The sequence below is a fragment of the Streptomyces sp. JJ36 genome (assembly GCF_021696945.1).
Classification (GTDB): Bacteria; Actinomycetota; Actinomycetes; order Streptomycetales; family Streptomycetaceae; genus Streptomyces.
In genome coordinates, this window is record NZ_JACYHE010000062.1 from 14626 (window position 1) to 36416 (window position 21791).

At 71.8% G+C, this 21791-nt stretch carries 18 protein-coding genes; 11 read left to right on the forward strand and 7 right to left on the reverse strand.

What is annotated here, in order from left to right; translation table 11 throughout:
• The first annotated feature begins 61 nt into the window (after window positions 1-61).
• Window positions 62-835, forward strand: a complete 774-nt coding sequence (locus HOY81_RS20465) for an ANTAR domain-containing protein (protein ID WP_237321933.1) — start codon at window positions 62-64, stop codon at window positions 833-835.
• Window positions 836-868: 33 nt separating this feature from the next.
• On the opposite strand, the gene HOY81_RS27700 is transcribed toward HOY81_RS20465, so the two are convergent.
• The gene (locus tag HOY81_RS27700) at window positions 869-2233 is read right to left on the reverse strand and encodes an NAD(P)/FAD-dependent oxidoreductase (protein WP_237321934.1); all 1365 of its coding nucleotides are present in this window, start codon (window positions 2231-2233) and stop codon (window positions 869-871) included.
• Between the two features lie 350 nt (window positions 2234-2583).
• On the opposite strand from HOY81_RS27700, the gene HOY81_RS20475 reads away from it, so the two are divergent.
• Window positions 2584-2994, forward strand: coding sequence for a signal peptidase I (locus HOY81_RS20475; protein WP_237321935.1), 411 nt, complete (start codon window positions 2584-2586; stop codon window positions 2992-2994).
• A 174-nt stretch (window positions 2995-3168) separates the two neighbouring features.
• On the opposite strand, the gene HOY81_RS20480 is transcribed toward HOY81_RS20475, so the two are convergent.
• A complete protein-coding gene (locus tag HOY81_RS20480; protein ID WP_237321936.1) occupies window positions 3169-4428 on the reverse strand; it encodes a cation:proton antiporter in 1260 nt (419 codons plus the stop codon).
• 282 nt (window positions 4429-4710) lie between these two features.
• On the opposite strand from HOY81_RS20480, the gene HOY81_RS20485 reads away from it, so the two are divergent.
• Together HOY81_RS20485 and HOY81_RS20490 are read left to right on the forward strand one after the other, a co-directional pair.
• The gene (locus HOY81_RS20485; RefSeq protein ID WP_237321937.1) at window positions 4711-5409 is read left to right on the forward strand and encodes a hypothetical protein; all 699 of its coding nucleotides are present in this window, start codon (window positions 4711-4713) and stop codon (window positions 5407-5409) included.
• Window positions 5410-5600: 191 nt separating this feature from the next.
• Complete coding sequence (locus tag HOY81_RS20490; protein WP_237321938.1) at window positions 5601-6098, forward strand: hypothetical protein; 498 nt, start codon at window positions 5601-5603, stop codon at window positions 6096-6098.
• Between the two features lie 175 nt (window positions 6099-6273).
• Here the strand turns inward: HOY81_RS20490 and katG are convergent, their stop codons facing one another.
• A complete protein-coding gene (katG, locus tag HOY81_RS20495; RefSeq protein WP_237321939.1) occupies window positions 6274-8496 on the reverse strand; it encodes a catalase/peroxidase HPI in 2223 nt (740 codons plus the stop codon).
• Between the two features lie 626 nt (window positions 8497-9122).
• Between katG and HOY81_RS20500 the strand changes: the two genes are divergently transcribed.
• Window positions 9123-9539 carry a Fur family transcriptional regulator gene (locus HOY81_RS20500; protein ID WP_237321940.1) on the forward strand — a complete coding sequence of 139 codons (417 nt, stop codon included), beginning with the start codon at window positions 9123-9125 and terminating at the stop codon, window positions 9537-9539.
• 123 nt (window positions 9540-9662) lie between these two features.
• Here the strand turns inward: HOY81_RS20500 and HOY81_RS20505 are convergent, their stop codons facing one another.
• The 4 genes from HOY81_RS20505 to HOY81_RS20520 form a co-directional block, all read right to left on the reverse strand.
• Entirely contained in the window at window positions 9663-10592 is a 930-nt protein-coding gene (locus HOY81_RS20505) for a carbohydrate kinase (protein WP_237321941.1), read from the reverse strand.
• On the reverse strand, window positions 10589-12049 hold the full coding sequence (locus tag HOY81_RS20510) for a glycoside hydrolase family 32 protein (protein WP_237321942.1): 1461 nt from the start codon (window positions 12047-12049) through the stop codon (window positions 10589-10591). Before HOY81_RS20510 ends, HOY81_RS20505 begins: the two co-directional genes overlap by 4 nt.
• A gap of 31 nt (window positions 12050-12080) precedes the next feature.
• Window positions 12081-13457 carry a glycoside hydrolase family 172 protein gene (locus HOY81_RS20515; protein WP_237321943.1) on the reverse strand — a complete coding sequence of 459 codons (1377 nt, stop codon included), beginning with the start codon at window positions 13455-13457 and terminating at the stop codon, window positions 12081-12083.
• 141 nt (window positions 13458-13598) lie between these two features.
• Entirely contained in the window at window positions 13599-14603 is a 1005-nt protein-coding gene (locus HOY81_RS20520; protein WP_237321944.1) for a LacI family DNA-binding transcriptional regulator, read from the reverse strand.
• A 396-nt stretch (window positions 14604-14999) separates the two neighbouring features.
• On the opposite strand from HOY81_RS20520, the gene HOY81_RS20525 reads away from it, so the two are divergent.
• The 6 genes from HOY81_RS20525 to HOY81_RS20550 form a co-directional block, all read left to right on the forward strand.
• Window positions 15000-16319 carry an ABC transporter substrate-binding protein gene (locus tag HOY81_RS20525; protein ID WP_237321945.1) on the forward strand — a complete coding sequence of 440 codons (1320 nt, stop codon included), beginning with the start codon at window positions 15000-15002 and terminating at the stop codon, window positions 16317-16319.
• A gap of 66 nt (window positions 16320-16385) precedes the next feature.
• Window positions 16386-17258 carry a carbohydrate ABC transporter permease gene (locus HOY81_RS20530; RefSeq protein ID WP_237321946.1) on the forward strand — a complete coding sequence of 291 codons (873 nt, stop codon included), beginning with the start codon at window positions 16386-16388 and terminating at the stop codon, window positions 17256-17258.
• Window positions 17255-18178 carry a carbohydrate ABC transporter permease gene (locus HOY81_RS27705; protein ID WP_237321947.1) on the forward strand — a complete coding sequence of 308 codons (924 nt, stop codon included), beginning with the start codon at window positions 17255-17257 and terminating at the stop codon, window positions 18176-18178. Before HOY81_RS20530 ends, HOY81_RS27705 begins: the two co-directional genes overlap by 4 nt.
• Before the next feature lie 35 nt (window positions 18179-18213).
• Complete coding sequence (locus tag HOY81_RS20540; RefSeq protein ID WP_237321948.1) at window positions 18214-18402, forward strand: hypothetical protein; 189 nt, start codon at window positions 18214-18216, stop codon at window positions 18400-18402.
• A 45-nt stretch (window positions 18403-18447) separates the two neighbouring features.
• A complete protein-coding gene (locus HOY81_RS20545) occupies window positions 18448-19629 on the forward strand; it encodes a NosD domain-containing protein (RefSeq protein ID WP_237321949.1) in 1182 nt (393 codons plus the stop codon).
• Window positions 19630-19728: 99 nt separating this feature from the next.
• Window positions 19729-21791: glycoside hydrolase family 32 protein (locus HOY81_RS20550; RefSeq protein ID WP_237321950.1), on the forward strand; the 2063-nt coding region annotated here is incomplete at its 3' end.

Genomic DNA, 21791 nt, shown 5'->3' on the forward strand with positions numbered 1-21791 from the left:
GGGTGTGCGGTAGTTGACCCGTTGCCCTGCGGACACACGCGTGCCAGGAGGGGGAACAGTGATGCCGCAGTTCGACCTCGAGAACGACGCGGTCTTCACGGCGTCGTCGACACCCTCGGTCGTACTGGACCGGAGGCTGGTCATCCGGAGCGCGAATCCGGCGTATCTGGAAGCCACCGGCCGTAGCTGGGACGAGCTGAGGGGACGGCACGTCTTCAGCGCCTTCCCCGGCAACCCGCACCACCCGGAGGCGGACGGCGTGGCCCGTATGGACGCCTCCTTCCGGCGGGTGCGACGCTTGCGCCGGCCACACCATCTGCCCGTCCAGCGCTACGACATCCCCTGGCGGGACGCGCCGACGGGCTTCCTGGAGCGGCACTGGACCGTGGTCAACAGCCCGGTGCTGGACGCCGACGGCGAGCTGGTGGGCATCCTGCTCCAGCCGCGGGACATCACGGCCTTCCGCACGCACATCGTGAAGGTGCTGGAGGAGTTCGGCGCCGCCAACGACGCCTCCGGGCCGGCTCCGGCCCTGGACGAGGGCCGGCTGGCCTGCGCAGCGGCTGTGGTGCTCGCCGGCGCGCGCGAGCAGCAGGAGGTCAAGCGCGAGCAGGACGGACTCAAGGAGGAGAACCAGCAGCTCAAGAACGCGCTGGACACCCGCCCGGCCATCGACCAGGCCATCGGGATCGTGCTCACCGAGGAGTCCGGCACGCCGGAGGAGGCGTTCCAGCGGCTGGTACGGCTCTCCCAGGAGACCAACGTCAAGCTGCGGGACATCGCGCGGGCCCTGGTCGCCCGCGCCGCCGCACCGGACCGCCCGCTGCTGCCCTGAGGCGTGCCGGCCCGTCCGCGGGCCGGCCCCGGCTCAGCCGCGGGCCAGGTCGGCCAGGGCGTCCTCCACCGCCCGGTGGAAGGCGGGGTAGGAGTACATCATCTGCCGCAGCCGCTCCGTGGGCACCTCCGCCTGCACGGCGACCTGGAGCCCGTAGAGCACCTCCCCGCCGGCCGGGCCGGCGGACGTGGCGCCGACCAGCACACCGCGGTCGGCGTCCTCGACCAGCTTGACCAGCCCCTCGTTGCCCGTCTTGTGGATCCACCCGCGCGCCGAGGACGGCAGCTCGGCGAGGCCGGTGCGCACCCGGAGGCCCCGCTCCCGGGCGTCCTGCTCGGTCAGCCCCACGGAGCCGATCTCCGGGTCGGTGAAGGTCACCCGGGGCAGCGCCCGGTAGTCGGCCTCCGGTCCGGGCTCGCCCAGCAGGTCGCGGGCGGCGATCTCGCCCTGGTACATGGCCACATGGGTGAAGAGCGCGAGCCCGGTGACATCGCCCACCCCCCAGACGCCGGGGGCCGCCCGCAGCCGCCCGTCGACCTCCAGGGCCCGCGCGTCGGGGTCCAGGCCGGCGTGCTCCAGGCCGAGCCCGGAGAGCACCGGGCGGCGGCCGGTGGCGACGAGCAGCCGCTCGGCCGTGACCTCCTCCCCGCCCTCCAGGGTGAGCCGGAAGACGTCACCGGAGTGACGTACGCCCGTGGCCTTCGCGCCCGTACGGACCACGACGCCCTCGGCGCCCAGCACCCCCGCGAGCAGCCCGCCGATCTCCGGCTCCTCCGCCGGCGCCAGCCGGTCCACGGCCTCGACGAGGGTCACCCGGGTGCCGAAGCGGGCGAAGGCCTGGGCGAGTTCCAGGCCGACGGCGCCGCCGCCCAGCACCAGCAGCGAACCCAGGGCCTCCTCGGCGGCGACCGCGTCGCGGTTGGTCCAGTACGGCACCGCGTCCAGCCCGGTGACCGGCGGCGTACTCGGGCGGCTGCCGGTGGCCAGCACCACCCCGCGCCGGGCGGCGAACTCCCGCCCGTCCACCGCCACCCGGCCCGGGCCGGTCAGCCGTGCGCGGCCGCGCACGAAGGTCCCGCCCTTGCCGGTGAACCGGTCGACGGCCGCCTGGTCGTCCCAGTCGGAGGTGGCCTCGTCGCGGATCCGGGCCGCCACCGGCGCGAAGTCCGGGGCCACCTCGCTCCGCCCCGCCACGCCGGGCACCCTGCGGGCTTCGGCGAGCAGGTTGCCGGCGCGGACCATCATCTTGCTGGGGATGCACGCCCAGTACGGGCACTCCCCGCCGACCAGCTCGGCCTCCACGCCGACCACGTCCACACCGGCGTCCGCCAGCCGTCCCGCGACGTGCTCGCCGCCCACGCCCATGCCGATCACCACGACGTCGGTGTCCTCTGCCACCTGTCAGCCCTCCGGATACGCCGCACACGTTCCGCCCTGTGTACCCGGAAACGCCGCCTTGCGCCCGCCGACCCGCGGCCCGGGCTCAGGCCCCGTCGGCCCGCACCGCGAACTCCTCCGCGAGCCCATGCCGCCCCGCCGCGGTCAGGTGCACCACCCGCGGAGCGGCGCCGCGGCGGTCATCGCGCCCGCGGCCTTCTCCCTCGGGCCCTGCTCGCTCCGGCCTCCCGGTGGACCGCACGACGCGCCGCTCCGCCGGGCGGTACGGACACCCTGCGTCGCCCGCCGTTCCAGGGCCCGTACGCAGCCGGGAGCCGCCCGCACCACGGCGCCTGCTAGCTTGCCGAGATGTGAACAACACCGTGTACGTGGGCCATGCGGGTAAGGACGCGGCGCTGGACCGGGGCTGGCTGCTCGGCCACTTCAAGGACGTCTCCGATCCCCGCCACAGCGAGGCCGTGGAGATCAAGTGGGGTGTCCATCCTCCGGGTGACGCACGGGAGCAGTGGGTGACCGGCGAGCAGCGCACCGCCCTGCTGGTGCTCATCAGCGGCCGCTTCCGCGTCGAGCTGCCCGGGCGCAGCGTGCTCCTCGCCGAGCAGGGCGACTACGTCGTGTGGGGTCGGGGCGTGGACCACTCCTGGTACGCGGAGGAGGAGTCCGTCGTCCTCACGGTCCGCTGGCCCTCCGTCCCCGGCTACCGCGTCCCCGACGACACCTCTCGACCGGACCCGGAAGACCCGGTGCCACAGCCGAACTGACGTGACGGGCCGCTGCAACGCGGTGTGCTCGTTCTGCCAGGCTCCGCCGACCGGTCGCGCCGGACTCTCCGTGGCGGAGGCGGGCGCTGGCCCTCCTCCGGCCGCAGGAAGCGAAGGCTCCGGGGCCGGCAGGCCGGCGCTGCCGCCGGGGGGCCGTCGTGGCTCCGCGCGGGCTCAGTGGATGCGGTGGCGCACCGGATGCTCGTGGGTGGGGCGCTGCTCCGGGGCGGCGGGGGCGAGGCGCGCGGCGCGACGGGCGAAGCCGCGCGCCCAGGGGGCGGCGGTGAGGCCGTGGGCGTAGACGCTCAGGGTCACGGCGACCCCGGCCACCAGCATGACGGCGTCGGCGTGCGCGACGTCCGACTCCTCCACGACCAGGAGGGCGAAGAGCAACGACGCCAGCCCGCGCGGCCCGAACCAGCCGAAGAACAGGACGGTCTCCCGCCGTACGCCGGAGCCTGCCATCGCCACCGCGACGGCGGCCATCCGTACGACGGTCAGGCTGAGCAGCGCGTAGAGGACGTCCTGCCAGCCGATGTCACCGAGCCGCGGCCCCATGATGATGCCGCCGAACATGAGGAAGGTGGCCATGGCGAAGAGCTCGCCCTCCCGTTCGGCGAACTCGTGCACGTGCGGGGCCTGGGGGCGCGCCACCGAGCCGAAGCAGAGCCCGGCGACGAAGGCGCCGATGAACCCGTTGCCCGTGCTGACCTCCGCCAGGCCGTAGGCGAGGGTGGCGAGGGCCAGCACCGCCAGGCGCCGGTAGTTCTCGGTCGTCCACCCGGCGGCGTCCATGCGGCGCAGTGCCAGCCCGCCGGCGCCTCCCACCAGCACGCCGACGAGCGCCCCCAGCCCGATCTGCCGGGCCGCGAACCCGGCCCACGACCCGGCCGAGCCGACGTCGCCGGAGCTGCCGGCCGCCAGTGCGACCAGCAGCGTCACCACGGGCAGGGCGATGCCGTCGTTCAGTCCGCTCTCCACGTTCAGCGTCTGGCGGACGCGGACCGGCAGCCGCCGGTCGCTGACCACCGCGGCTCCCAGTGCGGCGTCGGTGGGCGCGAGCACTGCCGCGAGCAGCGCGACCTCCCAGACCCCGAGGTCGTCGAGGACCAGAACCCCGGCCGCGGTGCCGAGCAGGATGCCCAGCGGCATGCCGAGGGCCAGCAGCCGCAGCGGGAAGGCGTACTCCCGTCGCAGGGCGCCCAGGTCGATCCGTACGGCGTCGGTGAAGAGCACCAGGACGAGGGTCACCTCGGCCAGGATGCGGACGGCCTCCTCGTCCACGGTCCCGGTCAGTACGCCCGCCGCCGCGGGGCCGAGCAGCAGGCCGGCGGAGACGAAGACCATGGGGGCCGTCAGCGAGGTGCCGCGCACCCGTCCGGACACCAGTCCGAACGCGAGCAGCAGCCCGGCGAACACCAGCACATCGGTCACGGGACCGGATCATGCCACGGTCCCGCGCCGGAGGGCCCGCGCCCGGAGGCGTCGGCCTCGTCCGCCGCCGCGCATGCCGCAGCGTTTCCCGGGCGCCCCGTGGCCGCGGCACCCGAACGGCTGCGAGCGGCGGCGGGCCGCTGCCCGGCGCCCTAGCGTGAAGTCCCGGATGTCCCGTTCCTCCCTCTCAGGTCACGGTGAGGGAGCGGGTCGTGGAGGGATGAGCCCGTACGGGGCGGCGAAATGCCGCGTGCGCTCACCCCGGAGAGCAGGAGAAACCGCATGAACATCGGAAAGTCACACATACGGCGGGCCACGGTGGGGACGTGCGCCGCGGTACTCGCCTCGTTGACGGTCACCGGCGGCGGCCCCACCGGGGACCACCACGGTGGCGCAGCAGGCCACGAACCCCGCGAGACCCGGGCCGGGAAGTCCCCGGCCACGTCCGGGGACGACCGATCGCACGGACGGCGTCCCCCGGGGAAGGACCACACCGGTCGCAGCTTCACCGTGCGGACGGGGCTTCAGGTCGCCGAGGAACTGGACCTGGGGACTCCCGGCCGTAGCGTCGGCGACCAGTTCGTCTTCAGCGGCGACCTGTTCGCCGCCGACGAGGAGGACGGTCCCCCGGTCGGCACCGTCGGCGGGTACTGCGTCCTCACCGAGGTGGCCCGCAACGCCGGGCAGTGCTCGCTCACCGCGGTGCTGGACGAGGGGCAGATCACCGTCCAGGGCGAGCAGGAGGGGATCCCGACCCCGCGCCCGGTGACCAACGCCGTCACCGGTGGCACCGGGAAGTTCCGCAACGCACAGGGCGAGATGGAGCTGAACTTCCTGACACCACCGGTCTGGGAGCTCACGTTCTCCCTGACCGACTGCTGCCCGTCCGCGAAGGGCCACAAGGGTCCCGCCAAGGACAAGGACCACGAGGCTCGCGCCCCGGAGCACCCCGAGCACCCGGACACGCCGCACCGGAAGTGACGGCGCGGGGCACGGCCACCCGGCCGGACAGCATCCCAAGCAGGTCACAACGGCGGCCGACCGGCAACCGCGGTACCGCTCTCCGGCACCGCACGCCCGGGCGCGCCTCAGTCCGCCCTCACCAGCCCTTCGCATCTCCCCGTACGTCCCCGCACGCGGAGCATTCCGCGGTTCACCCGCACGGAGTCCCCATGCGCAAGCACACCCGCAGACGTATGACCTGGGGCGCCGCCCTGGTCACCGCCACCGCCGCCACCTGCACGGTCGGCGCGACCATGGGCGGGCCGCCGGACGGCCAGGCCCGGCAGCACACCGACGCCCCGCCGAAGCCACGGCCCACCCACACGCGGCCGGTGGAGAGCCGGCAGATCGCCTCCTCGGTCCTGGGCCGGGACCTGAAGTTCACCCTCACGGCGCTGCGGTCGCAGGCCGACCCGCTCGCGGCCTCCGTGGAGCTGCGGGTCTTCACCTTCCGGGGCGGCACCTGGAAGGAGTCGGACCGCACCACGGTCGGCGAGACCGACGGCTTCTTCTGGTTCCCGCTGACCGGCCGGCAGGCGATCTGCACCTTCTCCACCGCCAGTACGGAGCCCGCGCCGGTGGCCGTGAGCCTGCTGGTCACACCGTCGATCGGCTGTTCCCCGACCGAGAACTTCGAGGTGGAGAACGGCAGGTTCACCTCCGGCTGACCGCGTTTCCGGCGGCACCCGGCGTCCCCCCGGCGCTCCTGCGCGTTACCCGCCCGGCGTGCGGCCCGGGCGGGTAACGACCGTCCCGGAGGCGGACGCCCGCAAGCGGTCGTCCGGGCCGGCCGGCGCGGACCGGCCCGGACGACGCCCTCAGCGCGCCCGGGACACCGGGTGCTCAGGCGAGGTCGTACCGGTCCAGGTTCATCACCTTGTCCCAGGCCGCGACGAAGTCCCGCACGAACTTCTCCTTCGCGTCGTCGCTCGCGTAGACCTCGGCGAGCGCACGCAGCTCGGAGTTGGACCCGAAGACGAGGTCGGCGCGGCTGCCGGTCCACCGGACCTCGCCGGTGCCGGCGTCCCGGCCCTCGAACGTGGTCGCGTCCGGGGACGTCGCCTTCCACGTGGTGCCCATGTCGAGCAGGTTGACGAAGAAGTCGTTGGTCAGCGTGCCCGGGGTGTCGGTGAGGACACCGAGCTTCGACGCGTCGTGGTTGGCGCCCAGCACGCGCAGACCGCCGACCAGGACCGTCATCTCGGGGGCGCTCAGCGTGAGCAGGTTCGCCCGGTCGAGCAGCAGGTACTCGGCGGGCAGCCGGTTGCCCTTGCCGACGTAGTTCCGGAAGCCGTCGGCGGCCGGCTCCAGCGCGGCGAAGGACTCCGCGTCGGTGTGCTCGTCCGTCGCGTCGACCCGGCCCGGGGTGAACGGCACCTCCACGGGGTGGCCGGCGTCCCGGGCCGCCTTCTCCACGCCCGCGCACCCGCCGAGCACGATCAGGTCGGCCAGGGAGACCTTCTTCGCCCCGGTGTTGAACTCCCGCTGGATGCTCTCCAGGGTGCGCAGCACCGTGGCGAGCTCGTCGGGGTTGTTGACCTCCCAGCCCCGCTGCGGCTCCAGGCGGATACGGGCGCCGTTGGCGCCGCCCCGCTTGTCACTGCCGCGGAAGGTGGAGGCCGACGCCCAGGCGGTGGTGACGAGCTGGGAGACGGTCAGGCCGGAGTCGAGGATCTTCGCCTTGAGCGCGGTGACGTCCTCGGCGCCGATGGGCTCGCCCTCCGCCTCCGGCAGCGGGTCCTGCCACAGCAGGGTCTCCTCCGGGACCTCCGGGCCGAGGAAGAGCACCTTCGGGCCCATGTCGCGGTGGGTCAGCTTGTACCAGGCGCGGGCGAAGGCGTCCGCGAACTCCTCGGGGTTCTCGTGGAAGCGGCGGGAGATCGGCTCGTAGACCGGGTCGTAGCGCAGCGCCAGGTCCGTGGTGAGCATCGACGGCGCGATCTTCTTCGAGGAGTCGTGGGCGTGCGGGACGGTGCCCTCGCCGGCGCCGTCCTTCGGCTTCCACTGGTGGGCTCCGGCCGGGCTCTCGGTCAGCTCCCACTCGTAGCCGAAGAGGTTGTCGAAGAAGCCGTTGCTCCACCGGGTCGGCGTGGAGGTCCAGGTGACCTCCAGGCCGGAGGTGATGGCGTCGGCGCCCTTGCCGGTGCCGTGGGTGCTCCTCCAGCCGAGGCCCTGCTCCTCCATCGACGCGGCCTCGGGGTCGGCACCGACCGCGTCCGCCGGTCCCGCGCCGTGGGTCTTGCCGAAGGTGTGACCGCCCGCGATGAGCGCGACGGTCTCCTCGTCGTTCATCGCCATCCGGCGGAAGGTCTCGCGGATGTCGCGGGCTGCGGCGATCGGGTCCGGGTTGCCGTTCGGGCCCTCGGGGTTGACGTAGATGAGGCCCATCTGGACCGCGCCGAGCGGGTTCTCCAGCTCACGGTCGCCGGAGTAGCGCTCGTCGCCGAGCCAGGTGGTCTCGGGGCCCCAGTAGACGTCCTCCTCCGGCTCCCAGACGTCCTCCCGGCCGCCGGCGAAGCCGAAGGTCTGCAGACCCATGCTCTCCAGCGCGACGTTGCCGGTGAGGACCATGAGGTCGGCCCAGGAGAGGCTCTGGCCGTACTTCTTCTTCACCGGCCACAGCAGGCGGCGGGCCTTGTCCAGGTTCCCGTTGTCCGGCCAGCTGTTCAGCGGGGCGAAGCGCTGCTGGCCGGCGCCGGCGCCGCCGCGGCCGTCGCTGATCCGGTAGGTGCCGGCGCTGTGCCAGGCCATCCGGATCATGAACGGGCCGTAGTGGCCGAAGTCCGCCGGCCACCAGTCCTGGGAGGTGGTCAGCACCTCGGCGATGTCCCGCTTGACCTCCGCGAGGTCGAGGCTCCGGAAGGCCGCGGCGTAGTCGAAGTCGTCACCGAGCGGGTTGGCCACGTCGGGGTTCTTGGCGAGGATCTTCAGGTTCAGCCGGTCGGGCCACCACTGGCGGTTCCCGCCGCCCTGCGTCGGGTGCGGGGCGCGCCCGTGCGCGACCGGACAGCCCCCTTCGCCCTCCGTCTTCGGGTCGGTGACGATCGCCTCATGGTTCTCGGACATGGGGGAATCCTTCCGGACTAGGAGAGCACGATGCTCGGGAACGACGGGGTGGTGGAGGAACGTGGGACAGCGGTGACACGGGTAGCGGCGGAACGGGCGGTCTCCCGGCCTCGCGGGCCGGGCGGTCGCGGCCGCCGGCAGACGCCGTCAGACGGCGGCCCCGCCGGACGTGCGGCCGGCACCGGTGACGGCACCGCACGGAGCGCACGGCACCGGAGCGCCCCCGGTGCGCCCCGCGGGCGGGGCCACCGGTCTGCCGGCCGCTTCCGGCCGGCGTATGAGGGCGACGGCCCGGGTGCCGCGGTGGGCACCATACGGACGCCGGAGCCCCGCCCGGAGGCGCGGCGCCTCCGGGCGCAGGGCGTGGGCCGTCCACGCAGGGCCCGCCCCCGGGGCGGCACCGGGCCGGTGGGCACGCACCGGCTGCCGTGGCCGTCCGCGACCGGGGCCACCGGGTGCGGTGGTGAGCGGACCCGTCTGCTGAACCGTCACGTGCGTTTCCCTGCTGTCGTCCTGTCCCTTGGCTGCCGCCGGATCCGATCCTACGGTGGACCTAGTCCAAGTCAATACGACAACCAAGGCCCGGCCCAGAAGGTGCCGGGACCTGCACTGTTAGGCTGGTGGCCATGAGTGACCTGCTGGAACGACTGCGCGGACGTGGCTGGCGGATGACCGCCCAGCGCCGGGTTGTCGCCGAGGTACTCGACGGCGAGCACGTCCACCTCACCGCGGATGAGGTGCTCGCGCGGGCCACCGCCCGGCTGCCGGAGATCTCCCGCGCGACCGTCTACAACGCCCTGGGTGAACTCGTGGCCCTCGGCGAGGTGGTCGAGGTGGCCACCGACGGGCGCGCCAGGCGCTACGACCCGAACGCCCACCGGCCCCACCACCACCTGGTCTGTTCCCGCTGCGGCGCCATCCGGGACGTCCATCCGAGCGGCGACCCGCTGGCCGATCTCCCCGCCTCCGAGCGCTTCGGTTTCACCGTCTCCGAGGTCGAGGTGACCTACCGGGGCCTGTGCCCCGACTGCACCCGCGCCTGAGCGCCCGGCACGCCTCCGGCCCACGCGCCCTCTCCCCGGCCTCCCGTCGTCCGGGGCAGACGTCCGGACACGCCCGGACCCGGGGCCGGGACCGCCCATCCCGGGTCCGGCCGCGAACGTCTGCTACGCCCCGCCGAGGGTGTCCGCCAGCTCGGCCCGGGTCGGAGGCTGCGCCCCGAGGCGGGTGCAGGCGAGTGCCCCGGCCGTCACGGCCTGCGTCAGCAGGCGCTCGAGGCGGCCGCGGGTCCCGGGCAGCACGACCCGGTGGCTCCCGTCCGCCTGCCGCCGCAAGAGCCCCGCGAGCAGCGCCGCCTGGAAGGCGTCGCCGGCGCCGATGGTGTCGACGACGGACACCGGCGGGGCCGGCACCGAGACCTCTTCCCCGTGCACTAGGCCCGTGGCCCCGTCCCCGCCCCGGGTGACGACCACCAGGCGAGGGCCCAGCGCCAGCAGCGTGCCGGCGGCCGTGACCGGGGGCACCCCGGGATAGAGCCAGGCCAGGTCCTCGTCACTGGCCTTCACCACGTCCGCCGCACCCGCGATCCGCTCGGCGGCCGCTCGATAGGCCTCCCGATCGGGTTGCACACCGGGACGTACGTTGAGGTCGACGGAGACCGCGCCGGCCGGGCGGGCCTGCATCGCGCGGCACGCCTCCAGCACCCTCCCGGCCCCCGGCTCCACCACGACGGCCAGGGAGCCCGTGTGCAGCAGAGTCGCCTCGGCCGGTACGGGGAGGGCGAGGGGGTCCCAGGCCGCCAGGAAGTCGTACGTGGCGGCGCCCGTGCGGTCGTCGACGTAGGCGAGGGCCAGCGTGGTACGGCCGGACGCAGACTCGGCGCGCGCGACGGGCAGGCCGGTACCGCGCAGGTAGTCGCCCACCAGTGCGCCGGGCGGGTCCTGGCCCCAGCAGGTGGCGAGCCGGACCGGACGACCGAGACGGTGCAGCCCGAGCGCGACGTTGGCAGGGCTCCCGCCGGGCACCGGCGCGACGGCTTCCGCACCGGTGCGCCACACGAGATCGACCAGCACCTCCCCCATCACGACGGCCGTCACAGGGCGCCCACCTCCGCCGACCGCTTGTCCTGGATCTGCAGCGGGGCCAGGTCCCAGGCGTCCACGGCGCAGGTCGCCTCCCCGGTCCCCGTTGCCGTGGCCCGTACCCGCCAGGGGCCGTCCCCGACGGGGTAGAAGCGCAGCGTGAGGGCATGGCCGTCCGCGGTGAAGACCTCGGCCACCGAACGGTCGAGCACGATCCGCAGGTCGACAGGGCCGGCCCCGGCCGGGAGCCGCCAGCTCCCTCCCTTGGCCCGGGGGTCGAGGGACGCGTGGTCACGGTCGACGACGACCTCGCCGGTCACGGGGTCGCGGACGAGGTCCAGGTACTCGCTGCCGTCCGCCGCCGTGACCAGCCGCAGACCACCGGCCGGGCCGAGCCGAGCGGAAAGGTCACAGCTGCGCCCCACCTCGCCCAGATCCGCGGGCCGGCCCGGCTCACCTGCGCCCGTGGCATGCCACCGGTGGCCGTCGCGGAGCCGGTCGACCTCCGGGGCGGGCCGCTGGCGGAGCCGGCCGGCGGCGTCGAGCGTCACCTCACGGGGCAGCGACAGCATCCCGGCCCACCCGACCTCGTCGGCCCAGGCGCTCGGGGCGCCGACGCGTTCCTCGTCCCGGGCCTCCCAGCTCCAGCCCCACATCAGCCACCGGCCACCGGGTGCGGGCAGCAGCGCGGGCGCGTAGAAGTCGGGGCCGTGGTCGACGCGCTGGGGGGAGCCGGCCGTGAAGCCGCCGTCCCCCTCCCGGCCGGTCCAGGCGGCGGTGCAGCGGGCGCCCTCCTCCGGGTCCCAGGCGCTGACCAGGACGGCGCCGCGCCCGTCCGGGAAGTGGGCGTACTGCGCGCACTCCCAGCCCTCCTCCGTGTTCTCCCCGCCGGGAAGCGGTTCGGGCCGGCGGGCGAGGAAGATCCCCTGGTGGGCCCAGGAGCGCAGGTCGGTGGAGGAGTACTGCACGGCCGCCCCGCGGCCGTCGGCCAGTCCGGCGCCGACGAGCATCCGCCACTGGTCGCCGTCCCGCCACACGTACGGGTCCCGGAACATCACGGTGCCGTCCGGGGGCTCCGGGATGAGCAGCTTCTCGTCCTTGCTGAAGGTCAGTCCGCCGTCGTGGGAGACCGCCGAGGCGACGGGCTGGTGCCAGCGGCCGGCGCGGTGAGCGGAGTGGAAGGCGACCAGCGCGCCGTCCACGGACACGGCGTTGCCGGACCAGACGCCGTCGGCGTCCTCACCGTCCGGGGTGGGGGCGAGGGCGAGGGGAAGGAGTTCCCAGTGCAGCAGGTCGGGGCTGCGGAAGTGACCCCAGTGCATGTTCGCGTGGGCGGCGCTGCCGGGGTTGTACTGGAAGAACACGTGGTAGTGCCCGTCGTGGAACACCAGTCCGTTGGGATCGTTGAGCCAGTTGCGGGGCGGGCGCAGGTGCAGGGCCGGGAAGTGTGCGTCGCGCGCGGAAGAGGACACGGCACGGTGCCTTTCGGGAACGGGGCGGGCGTCAGCGGTCGGTGCGGGCGTCGTAGCGCCGGCGGACGGCCGCGGCCTGCTCGGTGTTGGCCTCGGACTCCCGCAGCGAGCGTTCCCCCCGCTGCCGGGTACGCTCCGCCAGCCTCTCCAGATGCCGTTCGAAGCGCGCACGGTAGCGCTCGCGCATGCCGGCGGCCTCCTCGGCCACGGTGCCGTGGCGGGGCGCCGGCGCCGGGGCCGGCTGCGCGGCGGGGCGGACGGGGAGGCGTTCCTCCACGGGCGGGAGCGTCGCCCGCGGCGAGGGGAGGGTCTGGTACCAGTACGCCGTCGAGGCCCAGTCGTCGGAGAGGTGGTTGCCGTGACCGTGTTCGACGGACACCCTGATCCGCTCCTCGAAGCGGACCGGGTCCGTCACATGGAACCGGTAGTTGACCGAATAGCCCGGGACGTCGGCCTCGTGGACGATCGCGCCGTGGTAGAGGTAGGCGTTCTTCTGCATGCCCCAGGCGTGGTTGAAGTAGTCCTCGGTACCGGTGCCGTGCAGCGACGGGGGCCAGCTGGTCGTGCCGTCGGCGCGGAAGTCGTCGTCGATCCAGATCATGTCGTTGCCCTCGCCCCACCAGCTGCCCTGCCGGTGGTGGACGGAGAGGTTGCAGCCGACGTAGTGCCCGCGGCCCTCGGTGTCCAGGATGACGTAGTTGTCCTCTCCCGTGACGTCGGCGATGTTCACCTCGGGGCTGTTGGTCTGCATGTCCGGCGCCCAGCCGTTGCACGGGTTGCTGCGGCTCCAGCGGGCGTGGAAGTACAGGGTGTCCTCCGGGAGCCGCTCCGGGTAGAGCTCGTAGTCGATGTAGAAGTACTGCTGGACGGGGAGATCGTTCTCGTTGACGAGTTCGATCCGTGCTCGCGTGCCGAAGGGCATCGGTGCCCAGCAGTTCAGCGCCGCGCTCCCGCCGAAGACGAGCGATTCCTCCGGCTTGGCCGAGACCGTGAAGAGGGCGGACTGGTAGCTGCTGGGCATGGAGTGGCCGACACCGAAGAAGTCGCCCAGCGGGACCAGGACGGCCGGCTCCTCCTCGTCGTCCCAGGTGATGCGGAGGAGAACCTTGCGGTAGTAGTCAGGGTCGGGCTCCTCCCAGTTGACCCCGAGGGCGTTGTGGATCTCCATCACGGGTGCGACGGTGTCCGCTTCCAGGGGGTCGATCAGGCCGGGGCCGAGGGTCCGGCGGCAGAACTGCGTCATCCAGATGTGGGTGATCTGGCCCGGCCCCTCCAGGTCGGCGAGCACGCGGCTGGAGTGCGGCGGAGTGGTCCAGTAGTCCTGGTTGCGGCCTCGCTGGTCCCAGCTGGAGACCCGGGCGGTCCGTGCCTGCCTGGGACGTGTCAGAGCGGTGAGGTCGACGGTCACTATGCTGGCCCTTTCGGTGATTGCTGTGGAACGCGGTCGCTGGAACGAGGCGGCGGGGGACTGCCCTCCCTCGCCGCCGGCAGGGTCCCGGCGGGCCCCGCCGCTGCACTCCGGGCCGCCGCCCGGCGCCCCGGACAGGCCCTAGCCGGTGCAGCCGCAGGACTCCCGGTAGGTGATCCGGGGCTCCAGCCGCACCGAGCGATGGCTGGCCCGGGGCGTGCCGGTCAGGCGGTTCAGGAGCAGTTGCATCGCGGTGCTGCCGATCTCGTAGGCGGGCTGGGTGACGGTGGTGATCCGGGGACGGAACAACAGGTCCGCGTACGGGAACCCGTCGAAGGTGGCGAACGCGAAGTCCCGTGGGGGCCGCAGATCCAGGTCGGCGGCCGCCTGGAGGACTCCGGCGGCCGCCTCCGAACTGACCGCGACCACGGCCGTCGGCCGGTCGGGGCGCTCGAAGAGCTTCCTCATGTCCTCCCGGGTGTCGGCGGCCAGGCCGCTGCCCGTGAGCACGAGGGCCGGATCGGCGTCGATCTCCGCGTCGGCGAGCGCATCCCGGTAGCCCCGGCGTCGTTCCTCGACCGTGGAGACGGTGACGTCCCCGGCGGCCAGGGCGATACGCCGGTGACCGTGCTCGGTCATGTGGCGCACCAGGGTGCGCATCGGGCCCGCGTTCTCCACACCCACCTGGTCGGCGCTGATCCCGCCGAGGCGATCCATCAGCACGATCGGGGTGCCCTGCCGCTGGATCTCCTCCATCTCCGCGCGGTGCGACCTGCCGACCGGAGCGATGATCAGCCCGTCGACCCTCCGCTCCGTCAACGCCTCGAGGGCCCGGAGTTCCCGGGCGGGGTCCTCACCCGAGTTCGCCAGCAGCAGGATGTTTCCCGCGGTGGCCGCCTCGTGTTCCACGCCCCGGATCATCTCGGCGAACGCGGGCTGAGCCACGTCCGAGACGACCAGTCCGACCGAATCGGTCTGCGACCTGCGCATGGCCCGCGCGACGCTGTCCCGCCGGTACCCCGTCTCCCGGATGGCCTCCTCGACACGGGCCCGGGTCGCCTCCCGGACCGGGCGCGTCTCGTTGAGCACATGGGACACGGTGGACGTGGAGACACCGGCCAGGCGTGCGACATCGACGATCGTCACCACTCGTTGCTCTCCGCTTGAATCGAAACGTTTTCCTCAACATGGCACGCCCCGGCGACCCCGTCAACCGGCTGGCGACGACTGCCTGCAGGTCCGGCGTCCCTCCTCAGCAATGCCGCTCGCACCTGGAGCGACACCGCCGCTCCGGCTGCCGGCCCGGCCGGCGGCGCGACGACCCGCCCAGCGTGGAAAGTTCACCCCGAAGCCTTGACAGGCGCGGCGACGGGGGTATTTTCGTCGAAACGATTGCTTGGCTCGAACGGGATCAGACGACACGCGGCACCACCGGCCGCCGGTCCTCGCCCGGCATCTTCCCCCTCGGCCGCACACGCGACCTCCCTCACCCGGGGCCGGCAAGACGTTCCCCAGCACACAACTCGGCGAAAGGACGAGCCGATGTCACCGTCGACAGGACATCCCGGAAGAGCGTCACGTCAGAGCGGCCTCCGGCTGCTGGCCGGCCTGGCGGTGCTGGCCCTCGGGGCCGGCACCCTCACCGCCTGCGGTTCCTCCGAGGCCGGCGCGGACAACCGCATCACCCTGGCCATGCACAACCCGGACACCAAGGCGCAGGACCCCGCGACATACGCACTGGTGCAGGCCTTCAACGCCGGCACCTCGACGATGAAGATCGACATCGTCGGCCGGCCCGTCGAGCAGCACCAGCAGAAGATGACCATCGCGGCCCAGAGCGACACGCTTCCGGAGATCTTCTGGGTCTACGACTCCCTGGCCAAGACCATGGTCAAGAGCGAGGATCTGCTGGATCTGACGCCCGTCCTGGCCGAGAAGGGCCTGGAGGAGAAGTTCGCCCCCAGCATGCTGGAGGGCTTCCGGCGCAACGGCGTCCAGTACGGGGTCCCGTACCAGGCCCTGGTGACCGGCTTCTACTACAACGAGGCCCTGCTGCGGAAGCACGGCGTGTCCGTGCCCCGGACCTTCGAAGACCTGCTGGGCGCGGTGAAGAAGCTCGAGGCCGCCGGCGTGGTGCCCATCGCCAAGGGCTCGAACAACTCCTCCTTCAGCGTGTGGGCCTTCCTCACGATGCTCGACCGGTTCGGCTTCGAGAAGAAGCAACAGGCGCTTCTCGACGGGAAGCTGGGGTACGACAACCCCGACTTCCTGCGCCTCTACCGCCATCTCGACGAGCTCGCGGACGCCGGGGCGTTCCCGTCCAACATGTCCACCCAGACGTACACGCAGGCGGTCGCCTCGTTCACCTCGGGGAAGGCGGCCTTCCTCGACTCGGGAGTGTGGGAGGCGGCCAAGATCCAGAAGAGCGCGGTCGGGGACGACACCGGATTCTGGGCCGGCCCCACCTTCGCGGACGGCGTCGGCGACCAGAAGCTGGCGATGAACGCCCCCTCGGCCCCGCTGGTCGTCAGCGCAGCGGTCAAGAAGGACAAGAAGAAGTACGCGGCCGTCACGGCGTTCCTGCAGTTCTACTACAGCGACGAGGGCCAGCAGATCATGGCCGACAACGCCCAGCCGCCGGTGACGACCTACGAGCCGGATGTGGACCCGGCCGAGGACGAGGTGTTCAGCACCGTCCTGCAGGAGGCGTCCCGGCCGGGGTGGTCCAGTCCGGAGGCGCAGCCGGACCTCGTGGTGCCGCCGGAGACCGCCAACGCCATGTACGACAGCCTCTACGGGGTCATGTCGGGCTCCCTCACCCCGGAGAAGGCGGTGCAACTCGTCCAGCGGTCCCTCTCGTAGACGGCGGCGGCACACCACGGACGACAACCCGGGCCCGCGCGCGGCGGCCCGATCGGCAAGGACGACATGAACTGGCTCACCACTCGCCGGAGCTTCACGCTCATGGTCGCACCGGCGCTCATCGTCTACACCCTCTACATGGTGTACCCGATCCTGTACTCCATCTATTACAGCTTCACCGACTACGACGGAGTCTCCTCTCCGGACTTCGTCGGCGCTGAGAACTACCGCACCATGGCCGAGGACAGCATCTTCTGGACCTCGGTGCAGAACACCGGCATCATCCTCGGCATAGCACTGGCGTTCCTGATACCGCTGGCCTTCGTGATGGCGGTGCTGCTCAGCGGCGGAGTCCGGGGCAGCGGCGTCCTCAGGGCGCTCATCTTCGCGCCGGCCATCGTGGCGCCCATTCTCGTCGGAATGATCTGGATCTTCATTCTCGACCCCGAGATCGGCCTCATCAACGCCTTCCTCGAAGCCATCGGCGCGGCCACACAGCCGCAGTGGATCGGCGGCAGCACGCTGAGTCCCTACTCCGTGGCCTTCGTCTACGTGTGGCAGCAGATCGGGTTCATCGTGACCATCCTCTACGCGGCGATCCGCATGCTGCCGCGGGACGTGATGGAGGCCAGCACCCTCGACGGCGCCTCCCGCCTCCAGCAGCTCCGGTACATCACGATCCCCATGCTGCGGGAGTCGTTCGCCATCTGCACGGCGCTCGTCGTGACGAACGTGTTCAAGATCTTCGAGCTGGTCTACGCCCTCACCGGCGGCGGACCGGTCCACCTCTCCGAGGTGATGGTCAGCTACATGTACCACGTCACGTTCACCAACCTGCAGTACAGCTACGGCATGGCGCTGGCGGTCGTGGTCTTCCTCATCGGCGTCGTCGTCGCGATCGCCACCATGTTCGGCGTCAGGAAGAGGGCGGCAGCGTGAGCATCACCGGAGTCGAGCGCCCGAGCGTGCACAAGACGGCCCCTGACGGCCCGCCTCCCGGCGGCGGGCCGCGGGCCGCCCCCGCCCGCCGTCCGGGCCGTGCGCGGCTGGTCGCCGCGGCCCTCACCTACCTGATCACCTTCCTGATCCTCTTGCCGCTGTTCTGGATCGTCCTGCTGTCCTTCCAGACGAACGAGAACATCCTCGCCCGTCCGTTCTCGCTGTCGGACCTGAGCCTGGCCAACTACGACAAGGCCCTGGAAACCCTCGACCTGATGCTCATGTACAAGAACACGCTGATCCTGGCCGTGTTCTCGGTGACCATCGGTCTGGCCGTCTCCTACATGGCCGCCTTCGCCCTCACCCGCATGGCCTTCCGCAACGGCAGGCGCCGGACGCAGAACGCGATGAAGTACTACCTGCTGGCCGGCCTGGCCGTCCCGGTGTACATCCTGCTCTTCCCGGTGTACCGGCTCGACATCGCGCTCGGGCTCTTCGGCACCCACGCGGCGCTGATCCTGCCGTACATCGCCATGACCATCCCGTTCAACACCCTGCTGCTGACCGGCTTCCTGCGGGAGTTCCCCGAGGAGATCGAGCAGGCCGCCGTCATCGACGGGGTGGGGCTGTGGTCGATGGCGTGGCGGGTCGTCTTCCCCCTCATGCGCCCGGTCGTCGCCACTCTCGCCATCCTCAACGTCATCTACGTGTGGAACGAGTTCCCCTTCGCCGTCACCCTCATCAACGACCCCTCGTTCACCACCATCTCGCTGGGGGTCTCCCAGTTCCAGGGCGCGTACAGCGTCGACTACGGAGCCATGATGGCCTCCGCCACGCTCGTCCTCATCCCCCAGCTGGTCATCTACGCCGTCTTCCAGCGCCAGGTCATCGCCGGGATGACCGCCGGCGCTCTCAAGTGACCGACGGAACGCACCCGCACCTCGAAGGAGCCGACATGGACGAACGGCGCCCCGCGCTGTCCCGCCGGGGACTGCTGGCGGGCCTGACAGCGGTACTGACCACGGCGGCCGTGCAGGCCACCCCCCGGGCGGCCGCCGCACAGGCGAGCCCGGCGAAGCCCCCGCCGACGCCCTCCCCGGAAGCCGCCCACCCCTCCTACCACGCGATCGTCGGCGTGCTCTGACGCGTCGTTCCAGCCCACTCCCCCGACCGAGAAGAGGTCAGCAGCATGGCGGACACCGTCTACGACGTCACCACGTGGACCGGCGCGTCGGTCACCCCGCAGGTGGACATCGGCACGGTGATCAACGAGATCATCGCGGACGTCAAGACCAGGCAGACGACGCAGGACACCCGGCCCGGCGCCGTCATCTACATCCCGCCGGGCCACTACGACCTGCTGACCCGCGTCGTCATCGACATCAGCTTCCTCGAGATCAAGGGGTCGGGGCACGGCTTCCTGTCCAACGCGATCCGCGACGAGTCGGACACCACCTCCTGGGTGGAGACCCAGCCCGGGGCGAGCCATGTCCGGGTGAAGAACACCGACGGGCACAGCGAGGCCTTCCTCGTCCAGCGCTCCGGAGTCCCCACCACGGTCGGCCGCCTCAACGGCATCGTGTTCCGGGACTTCTGCCTCGACGGGGTCTCGTCGACCAAGCCCTACACCCCGGGCAACGGGAAGACCGGCGTCTCCATGCAGTCGGACAACGACGCGGTGCGGGTCGAGGGAATGGGCTTTGTCTACCTCGAGCACGCGGTCGTCATCAGGGGAGCCGACGCCGCCTCCGTCACCAACAACTTCATCGCGGAGTGCGGCTCGTCCATCGAGCTGACCGGTGCCTCCCAGGTCGCCAAGATCACCAACAACTACCTCATCAGCTCCTGGGGCGGCTACTCCCTCTTCGCGGAGAACGCGGAGGGCGTACTCGTCACGGGCAACAGCATCCTGTGGGCCTGCAACATCCACTTCACCAACGTCAACCGCGCCATCGTCAGCAGCAACAAGCTGCTCAGCAACTTCCCGAGCATGATCAGCCTGGTGAACGGCAGCTCGGAGAACCTGATATCCGCCAACCACTTCCGGCGGGTGTACGGCGACGGCGAGAGCACCCGCTACGACGACCTCTACGGGCTCGTGCACATCGACGGCGACCAGAACTCCCTGACGTCCAACCACTTCTCGTTCGACGTGGCGGCGGCGAACGTGCGCCCGCCGGGCAGCGATCCGACGATCGTGCTCGTCAAGGGAGGCGCGGGCAACCACCTGGCGAGCAACAACATCAGCAGCAACCTGCCGGTCAAGGTCGTCCTGGACGGCAACAGCACCGGGACCCGGCTGCTCCACAGCGCGACCGCCGCCCAGCTCACCGCGTACACCACCGACTACTCCATGGTGGCCACGCCCTGAGACGACGGTCCCGCGCGTACCGCTCGCCACACCGCACGGCGGGCTGCCCGGTCGGCCCGGGCAGCCCCTTCCCTCTTCCGCTGGTCCAGGAGGTCGTCGATGAAGACGCGGATGCGAAGAGCCGTCACCGCTCTGGTGGTTCTGAGCCTGATGCTGCTGGCGCCGCCGGCAGCCTCGGCCGGCGAGACGGCGGACTACCCCGAGTTCCCCTACCCGGACACCGGCTACACGGAGCCGTACCGCGGGCAGTTCCACTTCAGCCCGCGCAGCGGCTGGATGAACGACATCAACGCACCGCTGTACTACAAGGGCACGTACCACCTCTTCTACCAGCACAACCCGCACGGGCTCAGCTGGGACACCATGCACTGGGGCCACGCCACCAGCACCGACCTGGTCCACTGGGTGCAGAAACCGGTCGCTCTCGAACCGGGCGTCCACCCCGGCGACCTCTGGTCCGGCGGCGGCGTGGTGGACAGCCGCAACACCTCCGGGCTCCGCACCGGGACGGAGGACCCGATCGTCCTCTTCACCGGGACGAACGGGGTGCGGATCGCCTACAGCAACGACGCCGGGCGGACCTTCCAGAGCTACGACGACGGCCGGCCCGTCGTCACGCCCGCCGGTACCAGCCGGGACGCCAAGGTCTTCTGGCACCAGCCGTCCCAGCGGTGGGTCATGGTCGTCTGGTCGGACTCCGGCGGCAACGGCGTCGACCTCTACACCTCGGACAACCTGCTGGACTGGACGTACCGGAGCCGCTTCGCGGCCGACTGGCTGTACGAGTGCCCGGACCTGTACCCGCTGCCCGTCGACGGCGACCCCGCGAACGTCAAGTGGGTCCTCAACGACGCCGAGGGCGAGTACGTGGTCGGCGACTTCGACGGCCTGGAGTTCACCACGGACTGGACCGCTCCGCAGCGGATGGACCAGGGACGCACGACCTTCGGGGACGGCACCTTCTACGCCGGGCTGACGTTCACCCACACCCCGGGCGACCGCATCGTCCAGATGGCCTGGATGCCGTCCAACAAGGGGAGCGTCTGGAGCGGCAGCGCCACGGTCCCGGCGGAACTCGGGCTGCGGTCCTCCGGCGCCGGGCTGCGCCTCACCCGTGAGCCGGTCACCGAGCTCACCTCCCTGCGGAGCACCACATCGAGCTGGTACGACCGGACACTCACCACCGATCCCGCCTCCGACCCGCTGGCGGGGGTCTCGGCCGACACCTACGAGATCGAAGCGGAGTTCGACCTCACCGGGGCGACGGCCACCCGCTTCGGCTTCGACCTGCACGCACGGTCCGACGGCACCGAGGACCGGCGGGTGCTCTACGACCGCGCCGCGCAGACGCTGTACGGCGCCCCGCTGTCACCGGTGGACGGGAGGGTCCGCATGCGGCTGCTGGTCGATCGCGGCCAGCTCGAGATCTTCGGGAACGACGGCACGCTGTCCTTCTCGGACAACGTGGACTTCGACTCGTCCACGGGCAGCCGGGGCATCCGGCTCCGAGCCGAAGGCGGCAGCGTGAAGCTCGTCTCGCTGAAGCTGCACCACCTCGGTTCGGCCTGGGGAACGGGCGAGTCCACGCTGGAAAGCAACCTGGCCGGTCCCTGGAGCCCGGTGGGCGGGACCTGGACGGACACCGCCGGAGGGAAACGCGGAACCGCCACCGGCGACGCCTTCCACCTCAGCGAACAGACCGCCACCGACTTCACCTACGAAGGCGACCTCCGCATCCTCAACGGAACCGCCGCCGCCCTCACCTTCCGCGCCAACACCGACGCCACACAACACTACAGCGCCACCATCGACACCAACGGACTCCTCAAACTCTGGCGCCCCGGAAAAACCATCGCCACCCACCCCACCACCATCGAACCAGGCCGCACCTACCACCTCCGCATCACCGCCCAAGGCCCCCGCATCCGCATCCACCTCAACAACAACCCCACCCCCGCAATCGACACCACCGACAGCACCTACACCACCGGCCACCTCGGCATCAACACCTTCAACGGCACCAGCGAATTCCAGAACATCCGCCTGAACAAGACCGGGTTCTGCACCAATGTCGCAGCCGGCTGGAACGCGGTGGGCGGGAACTGGTCGGACACCGCCGGAGGGAAACGCGGAACCGCCACCGGCGACGCCTTCCACCTCAG